Origin of the sequence: Nocardioides sp. zg-DK7169, from assembly GCF_013155365.1 — a bacterium.
In the GTDB taxonomy this organism is placed as follows: domain Bacteria; phylum Actinomycetota; class Actinomycetes; order Propionibacteriales; family Nocardioidaceae; genus Nocardioides.
Map to the genome: position 1 here is coordinate 93,909 of NZ_JABJRA010000010.1, position 19,138 is coordinate 113,046.

At 72.6% G+C, this 19,138-nt stretch carries 16 protein-coding genes; 10 read left to right on the forward strand and 6 right to left on the reverse strand.

Translation table 11 applies throughout. The features are described 5' to 3' along the window. The first annotated feature begins 36 nt into the window (after positions 1–36). Positions 37–642, forward strand: coding sequence for an ACT domain-containing protein (locus HOQ23_RS15445; protein WP_172215483.1), 606 nt, complete (start codon positions 37–39; stop codon positions 640–642). Positions 643–741: 99 nt separating this feature from the next. On the opposite strand, the gene HOQ23_RS15450 is transcribed toward HOQ23_RS15445, so the two are convergent. After that, entirely contained in the window at positions 742–2,232 is a 1,491-nt protein-coding gene (locus tag HOQ23_RS15450) for an MFS transporter (protein ID WP_367650523.1), read from the reverse strand. 104 nt (positions 2,233–2,336) lie between these two features. On the opposite strand from HOQ23_RS15450, the gene HOQ23_RS15455 reads away from it, so the two are divergent. Continuing rightward, positions 2,337–2,807, forward strand: coding sequence for a MarR family transcriptional regulator (locus HOQ23_RS15455; protein ID WP_216654281.1), 471 nt, complete (start codon positions 2,337–2,339; stop codon positions 2,805–2,807). A 15-nt stretch (positions 2,808–2,822) separates the two neighbouring features. Here HOQ23_RS15455 and HOQ23_RS15460 read toward each other — a convergent pair whose 3' ends face one another. Next, positions 2,823–3,263: a nitroreductase family deazaflavin-dependent oxidoreductase gene (locus HOQ23_RS15460; protein WP_172215485.1), complete on the reverse strand. Its 441-nt coding sequence runs from the start codon at positions 3,261–3,263 to the stop codon at positions 2,823–2,825. 82 nt (positions 3,264–3,345) lie between these two features. Here HOQ23_RS15460 and HOQ23_RS15465 point away from each other — a divergent pair, with 82 nt between their 5' ends. The 4 genes from HOQ23_RS15465 (at position 3,346) to HOQ23_RS15480 (ending at position 6,664) form a co-directional block, all read left to right on the forward strand. Further along, a complete protein-coding gene (locus HOQ23_RS15465; RefSeq protein ID WP_172215486.1) occupies positions 3,346–4,290 on the forward strand; it encodes a 1,4-dihydroxy-2-naphthoyl-CoA synthase in 945 nt (314 codons plus the stop codon). Between the two features lie 94 nt (positions 4,291–4,384). Continuing rightward, complete coding sequence (locus HOQ23_RS15470) at positions 4,385–5,233, forward strand: hypothetical protein (protein WP_172215487.1); 849 nt, start codon at positions 4,385–4,387, stop codon at positions 5,231–5,233. A gap of 112 nt (positions 5,234–5,345) precedes the next feature. After that, positions 5,346–5,972: a bifunctional 2-polyprenyl-6-hydroxyphenol methylase/3-demethylubiquinol 3-O-methyltransferase UbiG gene (locus HOQ23_RS15475; RefSeq protein WP_172215488.1), complete on the forward strand. Its 627-nt coding sequence runs from the start codon at positions 5,346–5,348 to the stop codon at positions 5,970–5,972. Beyond that, positions 5,969–6,664, forward strand: a complete 696-nt coding sequence (locus HOQ23_RS15480) for an NAD-dependent deacylase (RefSeq protein WP_172215489.1) — start codon at positions 5,969–5,971, stop codon at positions 6,662–6,664. Before HOQ23_RS15475 ends, HOQ23_RS15480 begins: the two co-directional genes overlap by 4 nt. 146 nt (positions 6,665–6,810) lie before the next feature. On the opposite strand, the gene treZ is transcribed toward HOQ23_RS15480, so the two are convergent. The 3 genes from treZ to glgX are packed head-to-tail and all read right to left on the reverse strand — an operon-like array spanning position 6,811 to position 13,221. After that, positions 6,811–8,553 carry a malto-oligosyltrehalose trehalohydrolase gene (treZ, locus tag HOQ23_RS15485; protein WP_172215490.1) on the reverse strand — a complete coding sequence of 581 codons (1,743 nt, stop codon included), beginning with the start codon at positions 8,551–8,553 and terminating at the stop codon, positions 6,811–6,813. Then, positions 8,550–10,940 carry a malto-oligosyltrehalose synthase gene (gene treY, locus HOQ23_RS15490; RefSeq protein ID WP_172215491.1) on the reverse strand — a complete coding sequence of 797 codons (2,391 nt, stop codon included), beginning with the start codon at positions 10,938–10,940 and terminating at the stop codon, positions 8,550–8,552. Before treY ends, treZ begins: the two co-directional genes overlap by 4 nt. A 1-nt stretch (position 10,941) precedes the next feature. Then, on the reverse strand, positions 10,942–13,221 hold the full coding sequence (gene glgX, locus HOQ23_RS15495) for a glycogen debranching protein GlgX (protein ID WP_172215492.1): 2,280 nt from the start codon (positions 13,219–13,221) through the stop codon (positions 10,942–10,944). Positions 13,222–13,423: 202 nt separating this feature from the next. Between glgX and HOQ23_RS15500 the strand changes: the two genes are divergently transcribed. Both HOQ23_RS15500 and HOQ23_RS15505 read left to right on the forward strand, forming a co-directional pair. Next, positions 13,424–14,569 carry an acyl-CoA dehydrogenase family protein gene (locus HOQ23_RS15500; RefSeq protein ID WP_172215493.1) on the forward strand — a complete coding sequence of 382 codons (1,146 nt, stop codon included), beginning with the start codon at positions 13,424–13,426 and terminating at the stop codon, positions 14,567–14,569. Positions 14,570–14,633: 64 nt separating this feature from the next. Beyond that, positions 14,634–15,377, forward strand: a complete 744-nt coding sequence (locus HOQ23_RS15505; protein ID WP_172215494.1) for a VIT family protein — start codon at positions 14,634–14,636, stop codon at positions 15,375–15,377. Positions 15,378–15,387: 10 nt separating this feature from the next. Here HOQ23_RS15505 and HOQ23_RS15510 read toward each other — a convergent pair whose 3' ends face one another. Next, entirely contained in the window at positions 15,388–15,750 is a 363-nt protein-coding gene (locus HOQ23_RS15510; protein WP_172215495.1) for a hypothetical protein, read from the reverse strand. 194 nt (positions 15,751–15,944) lie between these two features. On the opposite strand from HOQ23_RS15510, the gene thpR reads away from it, so the two are divergent. Together thpR and pepN are read left to right on the forward strand one after the other, a co-directional pair. Further along, a complete protein-coding gene (gene thpR / locus HOQ23_RS15515; protein WP_172215496.1) occupies positions 15,945–16,511 on the forward strand; it encodes an RNA 2',3'-cyclic phosphodiesterase in 567 nt (188 codons plus the stop codon). Between the two features lie 119 nt (positions 16,512–16,630). Continuing rightward, positions 16,631–19,069, forward strand: a complete 2,439-nt coding sequence (gene pepN / locus HOQ23_RS15520; RefSeq protein ID WP_172215497.1) for an aminopeptidase N — start codon at positions 16,631–16,633, stop codon at positions 19,067–19,069. The last annotated feature ends 69 nt before the right edge of the window (positions 19,070–19,138 follow it).

Below are 19,138 nucleotides of genomic sequence, written 5' to 3' on the forward strand. Positions count from 1 at the left end.
GGATCGCTATGGTCGGGGCGAGCGAATGGAGTGCTGATGCCCTACCTGCTGCGTGTCGAGCTGCCCGACGTCCCCGGATCCCTCGGCCGGTTGGCGAGCGCGATCGGTGAGGCCGGTGGTGACATCGAGGCGATCGAGATCGTCGAGAAGCGCCACGACGGGACCGCGGTCGACGATGTCCTGCTCGAGACCTCGCCCGGCACGATGCCCGACTCGATCGTGTCGGTCTGCAACGCCCTGGACGGGGTCCGGGTGGTGTGGATCAGCCGGTACGCCGCCGGCGGCAACCTCTTCCTCGACCTCGAGGCCGTCGAGGAGCTGACCGCCAACCCGGTCGAGGCCCTGGACCGGCTCATCGACCTGCTGCCGATCACCTTCCGCGCCGACTGGGCGGCGCGGGTGGGTCGCGAGAGCGGCACCATCTACGCGACGCAGGCGGCGCCCAGCGACCTCACCTGGCAGCAGCTCGGCAAGGCCGCGCGACTGGAGACCGACGACGACAACGTGCACTGCGGGGCCCGGCTGAACAAGCACGAGGTGGTCCTGCTGGGTCGCCGCGGTGGCCCGGAGTTCCTGGACTCCGAGCTGGCCCGGCTGGGGCACCTGGTGGCGCTGGCGATGTCGATCTCCCGCGCCGGCTGACGCACCCGCCCGACCGGCCCGCGCCACACCCCGCGAGACGACGACAGCCCCCGGCGCGCACGTGGCGCACCGGGGGCTGTCGGTGTCAGCGGGCCGGTGTCAGCGGCCGGTCGCGGCGGGGGCGACGCCCCCGGCCTGCTCGGCGTGCTCGGGGTGCTCGATGTGGTCCTCCGCCTCGAGGCTGGCGCGCTGCGGGATGCACAGCGCGATGACGCTGGCGAGCAGGGCGAGGACGGCGGCGATGAGCAGGCCGGTGCGGAACCCGGCCTCGCTGGGCACGGCGAAGCCGCCGAAGTCGGTGGTCATCTGGGCCAGCACGACCCCCACGACGGCCGCGGCGAACGACGTACCGAGCGCGCGCATCAGGGTGTTGACGCTGTTGGCCGAGGCGGTGACCGAGAGCGGGACCGAGCCCATGATCAGCGCCGGCATCGCGCCGTAGGCGAACCCGACGCCCATCGAGCAGATGCAGACCGCGATCAGCAGGCCCCAGGTCGAGCTCATCAGCGCGATGGCACACAGGTAGCCGACCGCGACGGTGAAGCCGCCGAGCGCCAGGGTGATCTTCGGCCCGCGGGCGTGCGAGATCTTGGCGCCGACCGGCGACATCGCCATCATCACGAAGCCGCCGGGCATCATCCACAGGCCCATCTGGATCATCGACTGGCCCAGGCCGTAGCCGGTCTCGGAGGGCAGCTGGAGCAGCTGCGGGATGATCAGCGACTGGGCGTACATCGCGAACCCGATCACCAGCGAGGCCAGGTTGGTCAGCAGCACGACGGGGCGCGCGGTGACCCGCAGGTCGACCAGCGGGGCGGCGGTGCGCAGCTCGTAGGCGCCCCAGGCCAGCAGGACGACGACCGCGCCGATGAGCAGGCCGAGCGTGGTGGCGCTGCTCCAGCCCCAGTCGGCGCCCTTGGAGACGCCGAGCAGCAGGCTGACCAGGCCGATGCCGAGCCCGACCGCCCCGATGGCGTCGAAGCCGCCGCTGCTGGCGACCGGGGTCGCCGGGATGAAGGCGAAGATCAGCACGGCGACGAGCACGGCGAGCGCCGAGGCGCCCCAGAACAGGGCGCGCCAGTTGGCGTTCTCGGCGACGGCGGCCGCGAGCGGCAGCCCGAGCGCCCCGCCGATGCCCATCGAGGCGCTCATCAGCGCGATCGAGTTGCCGAGCCTCTCCGCCGGGATGAGGTCGCGCATGGCGCTGATCCCCAGCGGGATCATGCCCATGCCGATGCCCTGCAGGCCGCGCCCGATGATCATCGGGACCACCGCCGTGGCGAGGGCGCCCACCACCGAGCCGGCGATCAGCGAACCGGCGCAGATCAGCATGATCCGCCTCTTGCCGAACATGTCGCCGAGGCGGCCGCTGATCGGGGTGGCCACCGCCGAGGTGAGCAGGGTGGCCGTGATGACCCAGGAGGCGTTGGACGCGCTGGTGTCCAGGATCCGCGGGAGGTCCTGGATCAGCGGGACCACGAGGGTCTGCATGAGGGCGGCGGTGATGCCCGCAACGGCGAGCACGACGACCACGGCCCCCGGGCGGACCGGGCGCGCCGGGGCGGGCGGGCGGAGTGAGGTAGTTGACACAAGCAAGCACTGTACGGGCATCCGGCGATGGTTGTGCATCGTGCACATGTTGTGCGCGTTACACTTTTGATCGGGGACGGACGAGCTGGTGAGGAGGCGGACGCGTGGGTGATCGCAGCGATCTCCTGTCGTCGGTGGAGCTGGAGTCGTTGGTGCTGGGGCGCCACATGCTGACCCGCACCCGTCGGCTCGAGGGCGCGCTCGACCGCACGGCCTACCTGGTGATGGCGCGGATCGAGGCGGAGGGGCCGATGTCCCTCCCGCAGCTCAGCGACGCGTTCGGTCTCGACGTGTCCACGCTCAACCGGCAGACGGCGGCGCTGCTGCGCGCCGGGCTGGTCGAGCGGATCGCGGACCCCGACGGCGGCCTGGCCCGGAAGTTCCGCCTGACCGAGGCCGGCCTGCGGGACCTGGACGCGGAGCGCACCCGCGGCCGCGAGGGGCTCGGGCGGGTGCTGGCGGACTGGAGCGAGGAGGACGTCGCGCTGCTGAGCAGCCTCCTGGGCCGCTACAACGCCGCGATCGAGGCCCGTGACGGCAGGCCCTGGCCACGCCGCGGGATCACCGAGGCGTAGCCGGGCACGGCCCGCTCAGACGCGCTCGAGCACGAAGACCGGGATCTCGCGGTCGGTCTTCTTCTGGTACTCGCCGTACGTCGCCCAGGTGCGGACCGCGAGGTCCCACCAGTCGGCGCGCTCCTCGCCGCTGACCAGCCGGGCGCGGTAGGTGTGCTTCTCCGCGCCGTCCTGGAGATCGACCTCGGGGTGCGCGACGAAGTTGTAGTACCAGGTCGGGTTGTCGTCGGCGCCGCCCTTGGAGGCGATCGCGACGTACGTGCCGTCGCGCTCGACGCGCATCACCGGGTTCTTGCGCAGCTTGCCGGAGTTCGCCCCGCGGGAGGTGATCACGACGATCTTGTCCTCGGTGCCGGGCAGGACGTTGGCCCGCTGCCCGTCGGAGGACTCGAACTCGGCGACCTGGTCGCGGACCCACTGCTCGGGGCTGGGCTCGTACTCGCCTGTGAGTGTCATGACCTTCCAATGACCGCTGCGCGGCGACCTATTCCTCCCGGCTCCCTCCGGGCCCGGGGGAGCGGGCCGATAGCCTCCGCCCATGAGTGCGATCGACGGCGTCTCGGAGATCTTCGACCCGGCTGACTGGGACGAGGTCCCGGGTTTCGAGGACCTGACCGACCTGACCTATCACCGGGCCAAGGCCCACGGCACCGTGCGGATCGCGTTCGACCGCCCCGACGTGCTGAACGCCTTCCGCCCGCACACCGTCGATGAGCTGCTGCGCACGCTCGAGCACGCGCGCCAGTCCGCCGACGTGGGCTGCGTGATCCTCACCGGCAACGGCCCGAGCGCGAAGAACGGCAAGTGGTCCTTCTGCTCCGGCGGCGACCAGCGGATCCGCGGCAAGGCCGGCTACCAGTACGAGGACAAGGCGATCGGCGCCGACGACACCGGGGCCGAGGAGCCCTCGGTGATCGACAAGGCCAAGCTCGCGCGCCTGCACATCCTGGAGTGCCAGCGCCTGATCCGCTTCATGCCCAAGGTCGTCATCTGCGTGGTGCCGGGCTGGGCCGCGGGCGGCGGGCACTCGCTGCACGCCGTCGCCGACCTGACCCTCGCCTCGCGCGAGCACGCCCGCTTCAAGCAGACCGACGCCGACGTGGGCTCCTTCGACGGCGGCTACGGCTCGGCGTACCTCGCCCGCCAGGTGGGGCAGAAGTTCGCCCGCGAGATCTTCTTCCTCGGCGAGGAGTACTCCGCCGAGGAGATGTTCGCGATGGGTGCGGTCAACCGCGTCGTCGAGCACGCCCAGCTGGAGAAGGTCGCCCTGGAGTGGGGCCGCAAGATCAACGGCAAGTCGCCGACCGCCCAGCGGATGCTGAAGTACTCCTTCAACCTCCTCGACGACGGCCTGGTCGGCCAGCAGCTCTTCGCCGGCGAGACCACCCGCCTGGCCTACATGACCGACGAGGCCCAGGAGGGCCGCGACCAGTTCCTCGAGAAGCGCGAGCCCGACTGGTCGCCGTACCCCTGGTACTACTGAGCCCGTTGGGGTGACGGCCAGGCGGGTATCCGGCGCGGACGTCGATCGGTGACAAACACGGTTGGGTTGGCTTTGCGCAGGCTAATGTCCGGGCATGGCTGAGCATTCCCAGGACAAGCTCTACGCGACCACGCTGCAAACCATCGGTGCGGTTGCCAAGCTGCCGATCGTGCGCGTGGACCGGGAGGATTTCCTGCGAAAGCACTTCGGCAACTTGGAAGACTTCGACGTTGTCCTGGAGCGTGGCCCTCAAGCCGTGTATTCCGCCGAGTCGTTGAGGCGCAAGGCGAACTCCATCATCAAGAGCAGTGCTGCGAAGACGTCTATGGCTTCGTTCGCCTCGGGTTTGCCCGGGAACCCGGCCGTGATGGTTGCGGCTGGCGGTGTCGACGTCGCGCAGTACTTCGGTTTTGCAATCAATCTCGCCCAGCAGATTGCCTACCTGTTCGGCGAGGACGATCTGTTCGACGGGGGCGGAGAACTCTCGGAGGCTGCCCAGATTCGAGTGATCGGCTACCTCGGGGCCATGTTTGGTGCAGCGGGCGCGGCGGCGCTCGTCTCCAGCACCTCGAAAGTCGCGGGCGCCAACTTGGGGAAGAAGGTCGCGGCACAGGCTCTGACCCACACGACGTGGTACCCGCTGGTGAAGAAGGTGGGCGCCACCATCGGTATGAAGATCACGAAGAAGACCGTTGAGAAGACAATCACCAAGGCGGTCCCCGTTGTTGGGGGCGTGGTCTCAGGTGGGCTGACGTACGTCACGTTCCGCCCGATGGGCCACCGATTGGCCGACACGATGGTGATGCATCTCGGTGGCGAGTTCGATATTGAGCTTGAACTGAATCCTGAGTTCGCGCGGCCCGCGGACGGCGAAGTCGTCGAGGGCCGTGTCGTCCGACCCGCGCTGCCTGTCGACGGCTCGCTTGGCGCGGTCTTGGACTAGTCGTGAAGGTGATAGCGCAAGGACGCGGGTGCATCTCATGCTCCCGCAGCCGTGGCACGTCGGTGACCCTGGTAGTACTGGGGCGACCGCACCACTGATCTGCGAGGACCCCATGACCACCCGCTGGGAGCGCATCGCGCGCGCCAACAACGGCGAGGACTACGCCGCGGCGTACGCCGAGCGGTTCCGGGCGCTCGCGGCGCAGGGCCAGGACATCCACGGGGAGGCGGTGTTCGTGCAGCGCCTCCTCGACCCGCCGGCGCAGGTGCTGGACGCCGGTTGCGGGACGGGCCGGATCACCGAGCGGCTCGCCGAGCTGGGCTACGCGGTCGTCGGCACCGACGTCGACGCGACGATGCTCGAGCAGGCGCGGGCGGTGGCCCCGGCCCTGGACTGGCGGCTCGCGGACCTGGCCACCATGGACCTCGGCGAGCGCTTCGACCTGGTGCTGCTGGCCGGCAACATCATCCCGCTGCTCGAGCCCGGCACCCTGGGCGCGGTGGCCGAGCGGCTCGCCGCGCACGCCGTCTCGGGTGGGCTGGTCGTGTGCGGGTTCGGCCTGGACTCCGCGCACCTCCCGGCCGGCTGTGCGCCGACCCCGCTGGCCGAGCACGACGCCGCGCTCGCAGTGGCGGGCCTGGAGCCTGTGACGCGGTACTCCACCTGGGACGGTGAGGCCTACGACGACGGCGGGTACGTGATCACCGTGCATCGCAGGCCTGAGGAGGACGTGTCGTGAGGGTGGTCGTGCTGACCGGAGCCGGGATCTCCGCCGAGAGCGGCGTCCCGACGTTCCGCGACTCCGACGGGCTGTGGGAGGGCCACCGCGCCGAGGACGTCGCGACGCCGGAGGCCTTCGAGTACCAGCCCGCGGTCGTGCAGCGCTTCTACGACGCCCGCCGCGCGGCTCTCGCCGACGTGGAGCCCAACCCCGCCCACCTCGCGCTCGCGCGCCTCGAGCGCGCCCTGGGCGACGACCTGCTGGTGGTCACCCAGAACGTCGACGACCTGCACGAGCGGGCCGGCTCCCAGCACGTCCTGCACATGCACGGAGAGCTGCTGTCGGCGCTGTGCGTCGGCTGCCGCGCCCGCTCCCGCTGGACCGAGGACCTCGGCGACCACCCGCCGTGCCCCCGCTGCGGCAGCGCCGAGCTGCGCCCCGACATCGTCTGGTTCGGCGAGGTGCCCTACCAGATGGACCGCATCGTCGCGGCGCTCCAGCGCTGCGACCTGTTCGTCTCGATCGGCACCTCCGGCGCGGTCTACCCCGCGGCCGGCTTCGTGCAGAGCGCGGTCACCTACGGCGCCCGCACCCTCGAGCTCAACCTGCTGCCCAGCGAGGGCAGCCACTTCTTCGACGAGTCCCGCCGCGGCCCCGCCGGCGTACTCGTCCCCGCCTGGGTCGACGAGCTCCTCACCACCGTCCGCTGACCCGCCCCCTCCGCCGAGTCGGCCCGTGTGGTTGCGCGAGTCGGCGCCAATGGCGCGCCGAGTCGGCTCTTGTGGCGGCGAAGGTCTCGGCGAGGTCAACCGGTCATAACTCTCGACTCGACCGTCAGAAGTCTCGATTCAACCTCTCAGCCGAGGAGCGCCCCGGCGTGGGGAGGGAGGGTGAGGGTGGCGGCGTGGAGGCGGGCGGGGGTGGGGGTGGTGAAGAGGAGGGCGTGGTCGGGGCCGACGGGGATGTCCGCCTCGGTGTCGCCGAAGTTCACCGCCACCAGCAGTGAGCCGCGGAGCATGGTGAAGACCCGCGACTCCTCGTCGGCGGTGCAGGAGACCTTGGCGAACGAGGGGTCGGTGAGGTCCGGGAGCGTACGACGCAGCCGGGCCAGCTCGCGGTAGACCTCGAGCATCCGCGCGTGCCGACCACCCTCGAGCTCGGACCAGTCCAGCTTGGAGCGCTCGTACGTCGCGGGGTCCTGCGGGTCCGGCACCACCGCGGGGTCCCAGCCCATCCGCTCGAACTCCGCGATCCGCCCCTCCGCGGTGGCCGTGCCGAGCTCCGGCTCGGGGTGGCTGGTGAAGAACTGGAACGGCGTGGAGGCGGCCCACTCCTCGCCCTGGAACAGCATCGGCGTGAACGGCCCCGCCAGCGTCAACAGCGCCGCGCAGGCGAGCTGGTCGTCGTCGAGCGCCTCGGTGATCCGGTCGCCGACGGCGCGGTTGCCGATCTGGTCGTGGTTCTGGCTGCACACCACCAGCCGCCACGTCGGCATCCGCTCGGTGTCGACCGGGGCGCCGTGGTCGCGGCCGCGGAAGGAGGAGTAGGTCCCGTCGTGGAAGAAGCCGCGCTCGCACACCTTCGCCAGCGCCGAGAGCGGCTCGAAGTCGGCGTAGTAACCCTCGGTCTCCTGGGTCAGCGCCACGTGCACCGCGTGGTGGAAGTCGTCGCTCCACTGCGCGTCGATGCCCGTGCCGCCGGCCTCGCGCGGGGTGACCATCGAGGCCTGGTTGAGGTCGGACTCCGCGATCAGCGTCAGCGGGCGCCGCTGGTGCGCCGACAGCGCGGCCACCTCGATCGCCATCTCCTCCAGCAGGTGCACCGGCGAGGAGTCGTCGAGCGCGTGCACGGCGTCCAGGCGCAGCCCGTCGACGTGGTAGTCCGCCAGCCACATCCGCACGTTGTCGAGGATCAGCCGGCGCACCTCCGCCGAGCCCTCGGTGTCGAGGTTGAGCAGGTCGCCCCAGGTGTTGGCCCCGGTCTTCAGGTAGGGCCCGAACAGCGGCAGGTAGTTCCCCGACGGCCCGAGGTGGTTGTAGACGACGTCCTGGATCACGCCCAGCCCGGCGGCGTGGCAGCCGTCGACGAAGCGCTGGTACGCCGCGGGGCCGCCGTACCCCTCGTGGACCGTGGACCACAGCACGCCGTCGTAGCCCCAGTTCCAGGTGCCGTTGAAGCCGTTGACCGGCATCAGCTCGACGAGGTCGACGCCGATCGAGCGCAGGTGGTCCAGCCGGCCCAGCGCGGCGTCGAGGGTGCCCTCGGGGGTGAAGGTGCCGACGTGGAGCTCATAGATCACCGAGCCGGCCAGCTGGCGCCCGGTCCAGCCCTGGTCGGTCCAGGCGAAGGCCGTGGGGTCGAAGGTCCGCGAGCGCCCGTGCACCCCGTCGGGCTGGCGCCGCGAGCGCGGGTCCGGGCGCGGGGTCTCCTCGTCGTCGAGCAGGTAGCCGTAGTCGAGGCCGTCGGCCGGTACGTCGGGCAGCGCGCCGTCCGGCGTCCACCAGTCGCCCGCGCCGCGGACCATCTCCACGACCTCGCCGGCGACCGCGAGCCGCACCCGCTCCGGGCGCGGCGCCCACACGTCGAAGGGACCCCTCATCGCTCCTCCTCCTGCTCGTCTCGGTCCGCGGGCACCAGCAGCGCCACCGGCAGCCGGTCCAGCACGCCGGCCAGCTCGAGCCCGTCCGGCCCGGCCTCATGGGTGGTGCCGGTGAGCGTGTCCACCCAGCGGCCCGGTGCGAGTGCGAGACGGGTGTCGCCCCAGCCGCCGCGGGCGGCGAGCCCGACCGGCAGCCGGGTCGCCACGGTCACCGCGCCGCCGCGGTCGAAGGCGAGCACGTGGTCGGCCGCCGGCCCGCTCGCCCCCACCCCGTCGTACGACGTGAACAGCTCGGGGCGCTCGCGGCGCAGCCGCAGGGCGGCGGCGGTCACGTGCAGCTTGGCGCTGCCGGGGTCGTCGACCCGCGCGGTGGGCGGCTCCCACGCACCGGTGCGCAGCAGCTCCGCGCGGGTCTCGAAGTCCACCCAGCGCCGGTTGTCCGGGTCCACCAGGCTCTGCTCCCACAGCTCGCTGCCCTGGTAGACGTCCGGCACGCCGGGGATGGTCAGCGCGACGAGCTTGGCGCCCAGCGCGTTGGACCAGCCGGGCACGGTGACCCGCTCGAGCAGCTCCTCGAGCACGGCCGCGACCTTGGGGTCGTCGAAGGCGCTGTCCACCGCGGCGTGCACGGCGGCCTCGTAGTCGGCGTCGGGCGCCGTCCAGGTGGTCCGGTCGCCGGCCTCGCGCATCGCCTTCTCGGCGTACCCGTGCAGGCGCTCGCGGTCCGCGGGCCAGGCGCCGAGCACGGCCTGCCACAGCAGCGAGCCGAAGCCCGGGTCGGGCAGCGGCGCCAGGGCGAGCAGCCGGTCCAGGGCGTCGGCCCACACCTCGGGGACCTCGGCGAGGGCGGTGATGCGGGCGCGGACGTCCTCGCCGCGCTTGGTGTCGTGGGTGGAGAGCGTGGTCATCGCGTGCGGCCAGTGCTGCTGGCGCTCGGTCATCGCGTCGTGGAAGCCGGAGACCGGCAGCGCGAAGACCGAGGGGTCCCCGCCGACCTCGTTGAGCGAGGTGAGCCGCGACCAGCGGTAGAAGGCGCAGTCCTCGACCCCCTTGGCCATCACCATGCCGCTCGTCTGCTGGAAGCGCCGGGTCCCGTCGGCCTCGCCGTCCTGGAGCCGCGGCTCCAGCCGGTCGAAGGTGCCGGCGAGGTCCGGGCGCCGGCGCCGCGCCTCGGCGAAGGCATGCTCGAGGTGCTCGCGGCCCTCGGGGAGGTAGGAGCGGTAGACGCCGAAGCAGGCCATCAGCTCGCCGATCGCGTCCTCGGCGCGGAAGGCGGGCAGCCAGGGGTCCTCGCGGCGCAGGTCGCGCACGATCCGGCGCACCTCGGAGTGCAGCAGGTTGTCGGCGACCTCGCGCTTGGTGCCGTGGACCATCTCGTGCCAGTCCACGGCCGCGCCGCGCAGCCGGGTCTCGAGCTCGTCCAGCGGCGCCTGCCCGGCGGGGTCGGTGAGCACCCGGTCGATGTGGGCGAGCGCGTCGTACCCGGTGGTGCCGGCGGTGGCCCACGAGGCGGGCAGCCGCTCGCCGGGCTCCAGGATCTTCTCGACCAGCACGTAGGCGCCGCCGGTGAGCGCGGCGAGGTCGTCGAGGTAGCCCTTCGGGTCGCGCAGGCCGTCGGGGTGGTCCACGCGCAGGCCGTCGACGAGCCCCTCCTCGAACCAGCGCCGGATCTCGACGTGGGTGTCGGCGAAGACCTCCGGCTCCTCGACCCGGACCGCGGCCAGGGTGTTGACCGCGAAGAACCGGCGGTAGTTCAGCCCGTCGTCGGCCACCCGCCAGTTGACCAGCTCGTAGTGCTGGCGGGCGTGCACCGTCTGCGCGTCGACGCCGGGGGTGCCCCAGTCGTCGGCCGTGCCGGGAGCGAGCGGGAAGCGGTGGTCGTGGTAGCGCAGCTCGCGCTGCCCGTCCGGGCCCTCGACCACGTCGAGGTTGCCGACCGGGCCGCCGTCGAGGCCCTGGTCGTCGTCGCCGACGACCGGGATACGCAGTCGCTGGCCGGCGGCGTTCCAGTCGATGTCGAAGGCGGCGGCGCGCGCGCCGTGGCGCCCGTGCTGGAGGACCTCCCACCACCACGGGTTCGCGGCCGGCGTCGCGACGCCGACGTGGTTGGGCACGATGTCGACCAGCACGCCCATCCCCAGGCGGCGCGCCTCGGCGCTCACCGCGGCCAGGCCGTCCGCGCCGCCGCGGGAGACGTCGACGTGGTCGTGGGCGACCACGTCGTAGCCGTGGCTGCTGCCCGGCTCGGCGGCGAGCAGGGGGGAGAGGTAGACCCAGTCCACCCCCAGCTCGTGGAGGTAGGGCAGCAGCCGGGCCGCGGCGAACAGGTCGAGGTCCTCGGTGACCTGCAGCCGGTAGGTGCTGGTCGGGACCCGCGCCCCGCCCACCTCAGGCCTGCCCCGGCTGCGACGCGTCCGCCGACTCAGCCGCCTGTGCCGACTCGGCGGCCTCCGCCGCCTGTGCCGCCTGGGCGGCGACCGACGCCGCCACGGACAGGTCGGGCTCGCTCTCGGCCTCCCGGTGCTCGCGCAGGACGAGCACGCTGCACGTGTCGAGGTCGTACGTCGCGCCGGCCGGCAGCCGCGGGCTGGCGTCGGCGTCGCCGCCGGTGTCGATCACGACGTCCCACCCCTCGGCGTACTCCTCGGCCGGCAGGGTGATCGTGGCCGGGCCGTCGGCGTTGAAGTAGAGCAGGAAGTGGTCGTCGACGATCGGCTGGCCGCGCTCGTCGCGGCCGCGGATGCCGTGGCCGTTGAGGTACATCCCGAGCGCCTTGGCGCCGTCGTCCCAGTCGTCGTCCTCGATGGGGCGGCCGTCCAGGTGCAGCCACACGATGTCGTTGAGCCGGTCGCCGTCCCCGCCGTCGGGGACCCGCACGGTGCCGCCGGTGAAGAACCGCTTGCGCCGGAACGTCGGGTGGTCGCGGCGCAGGCGGGCGACCGCGGCGGTGAACTCGACCAGCGGGAGGTCGGCGTCCTTCCAGTGCACCCAGCTCAGCTCGGAGTCCTGGGCGTAGGTGTTGTTGTTGCCCTGCTGGGTGCGGCCCATCTCGTCGCCGTGCAGCAGCATCGGCACGCCCTGGCTGAGCAGCAGGGTGGCGATCAGGTTGCGCTGGGCACGCGCCCGCGCCCCGAGGATCTCGGGGTCGTCGGTCGGGCCCTCGACGCCGTGGTTGGAGGAGCGGTTGTGGCTCTCGCCGTCGTTGTTGTCCTCGCCGTTCGCCTCGTTGTGCTTCTCGTTGTAGGACACCAGGTCGCGCAGTGTGAACCCGTCGTGGGCGGTGACGAAGTTGATGCTGGCGACCGGCCGGCGCCCGGAGTGCTCGTAGAGGTCGGCGGAGCCGGCGAGGCGGCTGGCGAACTCGCCCAGCGAGGGCTCGCCGCGCCAGAAGTCGCGCACGGTGTCGCGGTAGGCGCCGTTCCACTCCGTCCACTGCGGCGGGAAGCCGCCCACCTGGTAGCCGCCGGGCCCGACGTCCCACGGCTCGGCGATCAGCTTCACCTGGCTGACCACCGGGTCCTGCTGGACGAGCTCGAAGAAGGTCGCGAGCCGGTCCACCTCGTAGAACTCGCGGGCCAGCGTCGAGGCGAGGTCGAAGCGGAAGCCGTCGACGTGCATCTCGGTGACCCAGTAGCGCAGCGAGTCCATGATCAGCTGCAGCGAGTGCGGGTGGCGCACGTTGAGGCTGTTGCCGGTGCCGGTGTAGTCCATGTAGTAGCGCGGGTCGTCCTCGACCAGGCGGTAGTAGGCCTGGTTGTCGATGCCGCGGAAGCTCAGCGTCGGGCCGAGGTGGTTGCCCTCCGCGGTGTGGTTGTAGACCACGTCGAGGATCACCTCGATGCCGGCGGCGTGGAGCTCCTTGACCATCGACTTGAACTCCTGCACCTGCCCGCCGAGGGTCGCCGGGTCGCGCCCGGTGGCGGCGTACTCGGCGTGCGGGGCGAAGAAGCCGAGGGTGTTGTAGCCCCAGTAGTTGCGCAGGCCCTTCTCCAGCAGCGTGCTGTCCTGCACGAACTGGTGGACCGGCATCAGCTCGATCGCGGTGACCCCGAGCTTCTGCAGGTGCGCGACCACGGCCGGGTGCGCGACGCCGGCGTAGGTGCCGCGCTGCTCCTCCGGCACCTCGGGGTGCAGCTGGGTGAGGCCCTTGACGTGGGCCTCGTAGATCAGCGTGTCGTTGTAGCCGTAGCCCGGGCTCCGGTCGCCCTCCCAGTCGAAGAACGGGTTGATCACCACGCCGTGGGTCATGTGCGGCGCGGAGTCCTCGTCGTTGCGCGAGCCCTCGTCGCCGAAGTCGTAGGAGAACAGCGCCTGGTCCCAGTCGATGTCGCCGGTCGTCGCCTTGGCGTAGGGGTCCAGCAGCAGCTTGTTGGGGTTGCAGCGCAGCCCCTGCTCGGGGTCCCAGGGTCCGTGCACGCGGTAGCCGTAGCGCTGGCCGGGCTGGATGCGCGGCAGGTAGCAGTGCCAGACGAAGGCGTCGACCTCGGTCAGCTCCAGCCGGGTCTCGGCGAGCGTGCCGTCGGCGGTCTCGTCGAACAGGCACAGCTCCACGCGCTCGGCGACCTCGCTGAACAGCGCGAAGTTGGTCCCGCTGCCGTCGAAGGTCGCGCCGAGCGGGTAGGGCTGGCCCGGCCAGACCTCGGGGGCGGCGTCGGCTGGATCGATCAAGGGGCACCTCTCGCGGGGCTGCGGTGGAGCAGGGTCGAAGCCGCGACGGACTGCGGGGGACGGACGCGCGGCACGGGGGCGAGTCGGGGTGGTACCCGCTGGCCGCCACCCGGAACCCTCCGGGACCTCGCGGGACCTCGGGGGAACCTTCCTGGGGGCTCGGCCCCTGCCGGCCACTGTTACCCGTGAGTATCGTGAGGGCATGAAGCGAGCGATCTACGACGAGGACCACGAGGCATTCCGCGGCTCGGTGCGCGAGTTCCTGGAGCGTTCGGTCATCCCGGACGTCGAGGCGTACGCCGAGGCGAAGGCCATCCCGCGCGAGTTCTGGCTCGAGGCCGGGCGCCAGGGGTTGCTCGGCCTGGCCATCCCCGAGGAGTACGGCGGGGCCGGCGCCGGCGACTACCGGTTCAACGCGGTCCTGCTCGAGGAGCTGAACAAGGTCAACGCCGCACTCGGCTCGTGCGTGGGCATCCACGCCGACATCACGGCGCCGTACCTCGTCGAGCTCGGCACCGAGGAGCAGAAGAAGCGCTGGCTGCCCGGCGTGGCCGCGGGCGAGATCCTGCTCGCCATCGGCATGACCGAGCCCTCCGGCGGCTCCGACCTCGCCGCGCTGCGGACCACCGCCGTGCGCGACGGCGACTCCTGGGTGATCAACGGCTCGAAGACCTTCATCACCAACGGCTACTCCGCCGACCTGGTGCTGGTCGCGGCCCGCACCTCCCCGGAGAAGAAGGCCCGCGGCATCACCCTGTTCGCCGTGGAGACCGGCACGCCCGGCTTCAGCCGCGGCCGCAAGCTCGACAAGGTCGGCCAGGACGAGTCCGACACCGCCGAGCTGTTCTTCGAGGACGTGCGCGTCACTGACGCCGAGATCGTCGGCGAGCTCGACGGCGGCTTCATCCACATGATGCAGAAGCTGCCCCAGGAGCGCCTGGGCTGCGCGATCTCCAACGTCGCGCACGCGGCGCAGATCCTGGAGGAGACCATCGCCTACGCCAAGGAGCGCAAGGCGTTCGGGCAGTCGATCGGGCAGTTCCAGCACAACAAGTTCCTGCTCGCCGAGCAGGTGACCAAGATCGAGGTCGCCCAGGCCTACATCGACCAGTGCGTGGTCGCCCACGACGCCGGCGAGCTCGGCCCGGTGGACGCCGCGAAGGCGAAGTGGTGGTCCTCGCAGGTGCAGAACGAGGTGCTCGACCACTGCGTGCAGCTGCACGGTGGCTACGGCTTCATGAACGAGTACCGCGTCGCCCGGGCCTGGCGCGACGCCCGCGTCTCGAAGATCTGGGCCGGGTCGAACGAGATCATGAAGGAGCTCATCGGGCGCGACCTCGGGCTCTGACCCACCGGCGGGGCGCAGGCAAGCCTTGCTTGCCGCGCCTCGCCGCGCAGGCGACCATCGAGGGATGACCCCCAAGGCGCGGCACCCGGCATCCGCCACCCATCCCGGGGAGCCGGGCCAGCCGGGCACCAGCGGCGGCGTCCGGGGAAGGCTGAACTGGCTCCGGGCGGGCGTGATGGGCGCCAACGACGGCGTGGTGTCCACCGCCGGCCTGGTGGTCGGCGTCGCGGGGGCGACGACCGACCAGGGCTCGATCGCGATCGCGGGCGTCTCCGGGCTCGTCTCCGGCGCGATCAGCATGGCCGCCGGCGAGTACCTCTCGACGAGCACCCAGCGCGACTCCGAGCTCGCGATGCTGGACACCGAGCGTCGTGAGCTGGCCGAGCAGCCCGAGGCCGAGCGCGACGAGCTCGCGGGCCTGCTCGTCGAGCGCGGCATGAGCGAGGAGGTCGCCCGGGAGGCGGCGGAGCAGATGATGGCGCGCGACCCGCTGGCCGCCCACGCGCGCGTCGAGCTCGGCATCGACCCTGACGACATCACCAACCCGTGGGCGGCGGCGTTCGCCTCGGCGATCTCCTTCGTGACCGGTGCGGCACTGCCGCTGCTGGTGATCCTGCTGGCGCCCGACGACACCCGGGTGCTGATCACCGTCCTCAGCGTGCTGGTGGCGCTGGCCATCACCGGCTTCACGAGCGCGACGCTGGGCTACGCGCCCCGCCCCCGCGCGGTGGTGCGCAACGTCGTCGGGGGCGCGCTGGCGATGGGCATCACCTATGCGATCGGGTCGGCGCTGGGGACGCAGGTCTGAGGAGCCCTCCTCAGCGCCCCTCGACCAGCTCGTTGTCCTCGGCGTCGTGGCCGGCGTCGTGCAGCGCCCCGATCGCCGCGTCGACCGCGCCGAGGAGGTGGGGAACGGCGGACCGGCGGTCCCCCCACACCTTGTGCATCCGCACCCGCACCTGGCTCGGCGCGGTGTCGAGCGCGTCCAGGTCGACGTGTGCGGAGTAGGTCCAGGCGGCGAAGCGCCGCGGCAGGATGCGGAAGGCGATCAGCGTCTGGATGTCCTCGGCGTCCACGATCAGATCGTTGCGCCAGGACCCGACCCGCAGCCGGGCGCTGCCGGGGGCGCGCTCCTCGAGCCGGAACTTGGCGGCGACGAGCGCGTCGACGAGGGCGGCCACGGCCACCTCGGACGGCGCGGAGGTCGTGACCGTGAGGGTGGGATCGAGGAGGCGATACCAACTCGAGCCCGACCGCCTGCCCCACATGTCCTGCCGCCTCGACTGCTCGTGGGCCGCACCCCGGCCCCGGGTCCCCACCCTGCCCCGGCGCGCTCCGGCCAATCCTGCGCCGAGGGGACGTCTAGCATCTGCTGATGCGGATGTTCGCGGCCGTGGTGCCACCCGAGGAGGTCGTCGCGGACCTCGACGCCTTCCTCGACGTACGCCGTGACGCCGGGCCGTTCCGCTGGGCGTCGGTCGAGCAGCTGCACGTGACGGTGGCGTTCTACGCCGACGTGCCGGACCGGGCACTCGACGACCTGGTCGAGCGGCTGGGCCGGGCAGCGGCGAGGCGCACGCCGTTCGCCGCCGCGATCACCGGTGGCGGGGCGTTCCCCGGGGTCGCGCGGGCCCGGGTGCTGTGGGCCGGGCTGCGCCTCGACGAGGACGGCCGCACCGAGCTGGACCGGCTCGCGACCGGCGCCCGCGCGGCCGCGAGCCGCGCCGGGGTCGCCGTCGACGGCCAGCGCTTCCGCCCGCACGTCACCCTCGCCCGGCTCGGGCACCCCCAGGAGGTCAGCCGCTGGGTGCGGCTGCTGGACTCCTACGCCGGCCCGGAGTGGACCGTCGACCGGCTCAGCCTGATCGCCTCCCACCTCGGCGAGGGCCCCCGCGGCCGGCCCCGCTACGAGCTGGTCGACGAGCTCCCTCTCGGCCACTGACCCCCTCGCCGAGTCGGGGCCAGTGGTCGCGCGAGTCGCCCCCCATGGTTGCGCGAGTCGGCCCGTGTGGCGCACCGAGTCGGCGCTCGTGGCGTCCGCGGCACCGTTACGGTCGGGGGATGTCCCTCACCCTCGACGAGGCCCGCGCCCGGGCCGCCCAGCTGAGCGACGTCGCCTACGACATCGAGCTCGACCTCACCGAGGCGTCCGCCGAGACCTTCGGGTGCCGCACGGTCGTCACCTTCACGACTAGGGAGCCGGAGACGTTCCTGGAGCTCACCGCCGCCCGCGACCTCCTGGTGCTCGTCGACGGCGCCCCGGCGACCGAGGCGTACGACGGGCGCCGGATCGCGCTCACCGACCTGCCCACCGGCGTCCCGGTGCGGGTGGAGGTGTCGGCGCGCGTCCCCTATGTCACCGACGGCGACGGGATGCACCGCTTCACCGACCCGGCCGACGGCGAGACCTACCTCTCGGCGTACCTCGGCATGGACGTCTCCCAGCGGGTCTTCCCCTGCTTCGACCAGGTGGACCTCAAGGCGCCGGTCACGATGACGGTGCGCGCCGACCCCGCCTGGACGGTGCTGGCCAACGGCCGGGCCACCGGGCGCGACGGCGGCACCTGGCGTTTCGCGACCACCCCGCCGATCCCGACCAACATGGTCGTCGTCTGCGCGGGGCCGTGGCACTCGGTCACCTGGGAGCACCGCGGCCTGCCGTTCGGCTGGCACGCGCGCCGCTCGCTGGCCGCCGAGCTCGACCGCGACGCCGCGGAGCTGCGCGCGCTGACCGAGGGCTGCTTCGACCACTACGCCGAGCTGCTCGCCGAGCCGTTCGCCTTCGACTCCTACGACCAGGCGTTCGTGCCGGGCCAGAACTGGGGCGCGCTGGAGACCCCCGGCTGCGTCACCTACCGCGACGAGCTGCTGCCCCGCGGCCGGATGGGCGAGCCCGTGCGGGTGCGCCGGGCCACGATCGTCGCGCACGAGATGGCGCACATGTGGTTCGGCAACCTCGTCACGATGCGCTGGTGGGAGGACACCTGGCTCAACGAGTCCTTCGCCGACTACATGGGCTACCGCGTCGCGCGCGACGGGGCCGGGTACGCCGACACGCTGGTCGCCCACGAGGCGCGCCGCAAGCCGCGGGCCTACGACGCCGACCTGCGCCGCTCCACCCACCCGGTCGCCCCGCGCGCCGAGGAGGTGCCCGACGTGGACGCGGCGTTCAACAACTTCGACCAGATCTCCTACGCCAAGGGCAACTCGGTGCTGCGCCAGCTGGTGACCTGGCTCGGCGACGAGGCGTTCGTGGCCGGCGTCGACGCCCACCTCGCCGCCCACCGCTTCGGCAACGCCACGCTGACCGACTTCGTCGACGCCCTCGACGCCGCCTCCGACCGCGACGTGCGCGGCTGGGTCGAGGTGTGGCTGCGCCGCTCGGGCCACGACACGGTCCGCGTCGAGCGCGACGGCGGCGTACCGGTGCTCTCCCGTGAGGGCGAGCGCCCGCACCGCCTCCGGGTCACGGCGTACGACGTGGCGCCCGGCGGCACCTGGACCGAGGTCGGCTCCCGCTTCGTCGACGTCGCCGCCGAGCCGGTGCGCCTGGAGGAGTGGGCCGGCCGGGTGGTGGTGCCGAACAGCCACGGGGAGACCTTCGCGCGCCTGCGCCTGGACCCGGAGTCCTGGGAGGCGGCGCGCACCGGGCTGTCCGGTCTCGACGACGTGCTGGTCCGCACGGTCCTGTGGCAGCACGCCTTCGAGCTGGTGCAGTCGCGGCTGCTCCCGGTGGAGGAGTACGCCGACCTGGTGGCCGCCCACCTGCCCGGCGAGACGCACCCCGAGCTGCTCGAGGCGGTGCTGGACCGCACCCTCGACGAGGTGCTGCTGCGCCGGACCGCGCCCGGGGAGCCCGAGCGGCTGTCCGCGATCGTCGCCGACGCCTGCGCGCGCGGCCTGGCGGCCGGCGCCGACGACCCGGAGCGCGCGCTGGCCTGCACCCGGGGCCTGATCGCCACCTCGACGGACCTCGACCTGCTGCGCGCCTGGCTGGCCGCGGCCCGCGCCAGCGGACGCACCGCCGAGGGCGTCGAGCTGACCCCCGCCCTGGTCTGGGGGCTCGTGCACCGGCTGGCCGAGCTCGGGGCGCTGGACGCCGCAGCGATCGAGGAGGAGCGCCGCCGCGACGGCACCGTGGACGGCGACCTCGGCGCGGCGCGGGCGCTCGCGGCGCGGCCGACCGAGGAGGCGAAGGCGGAGGCCTGGTCGCGGATGGCCGACGACGCGGAGGTCTCCAACCGCCACTACGCGGCGCTGGCCGCCGGCCTGTGGTCGCCGGTGCAGGGCGACCTCCTCGAGCCGTACGTCGCCCGCTACCTGGCCGAGGCGCCCGGTATCGCCGAGCGCCGGGGGCAGTCGTTCTCGCAGGTCGTCGGGCGTGCCTTCCCGGCGCTCGCGCTGGCCCCGGACCAGGTGCAGCTGCTGCGCGACGCCCTCACCGGCGAGCTGCCGCCGGTGCTGCGCCGTCACTGGGAGGACCGCCTCGACGACCTCTGACCCCCGCCCCTCGCCGAGTCGGCGCGAATGGTGGCGCGAGTCGGCGCTCGTGGCGCGGCGAGTCGACCC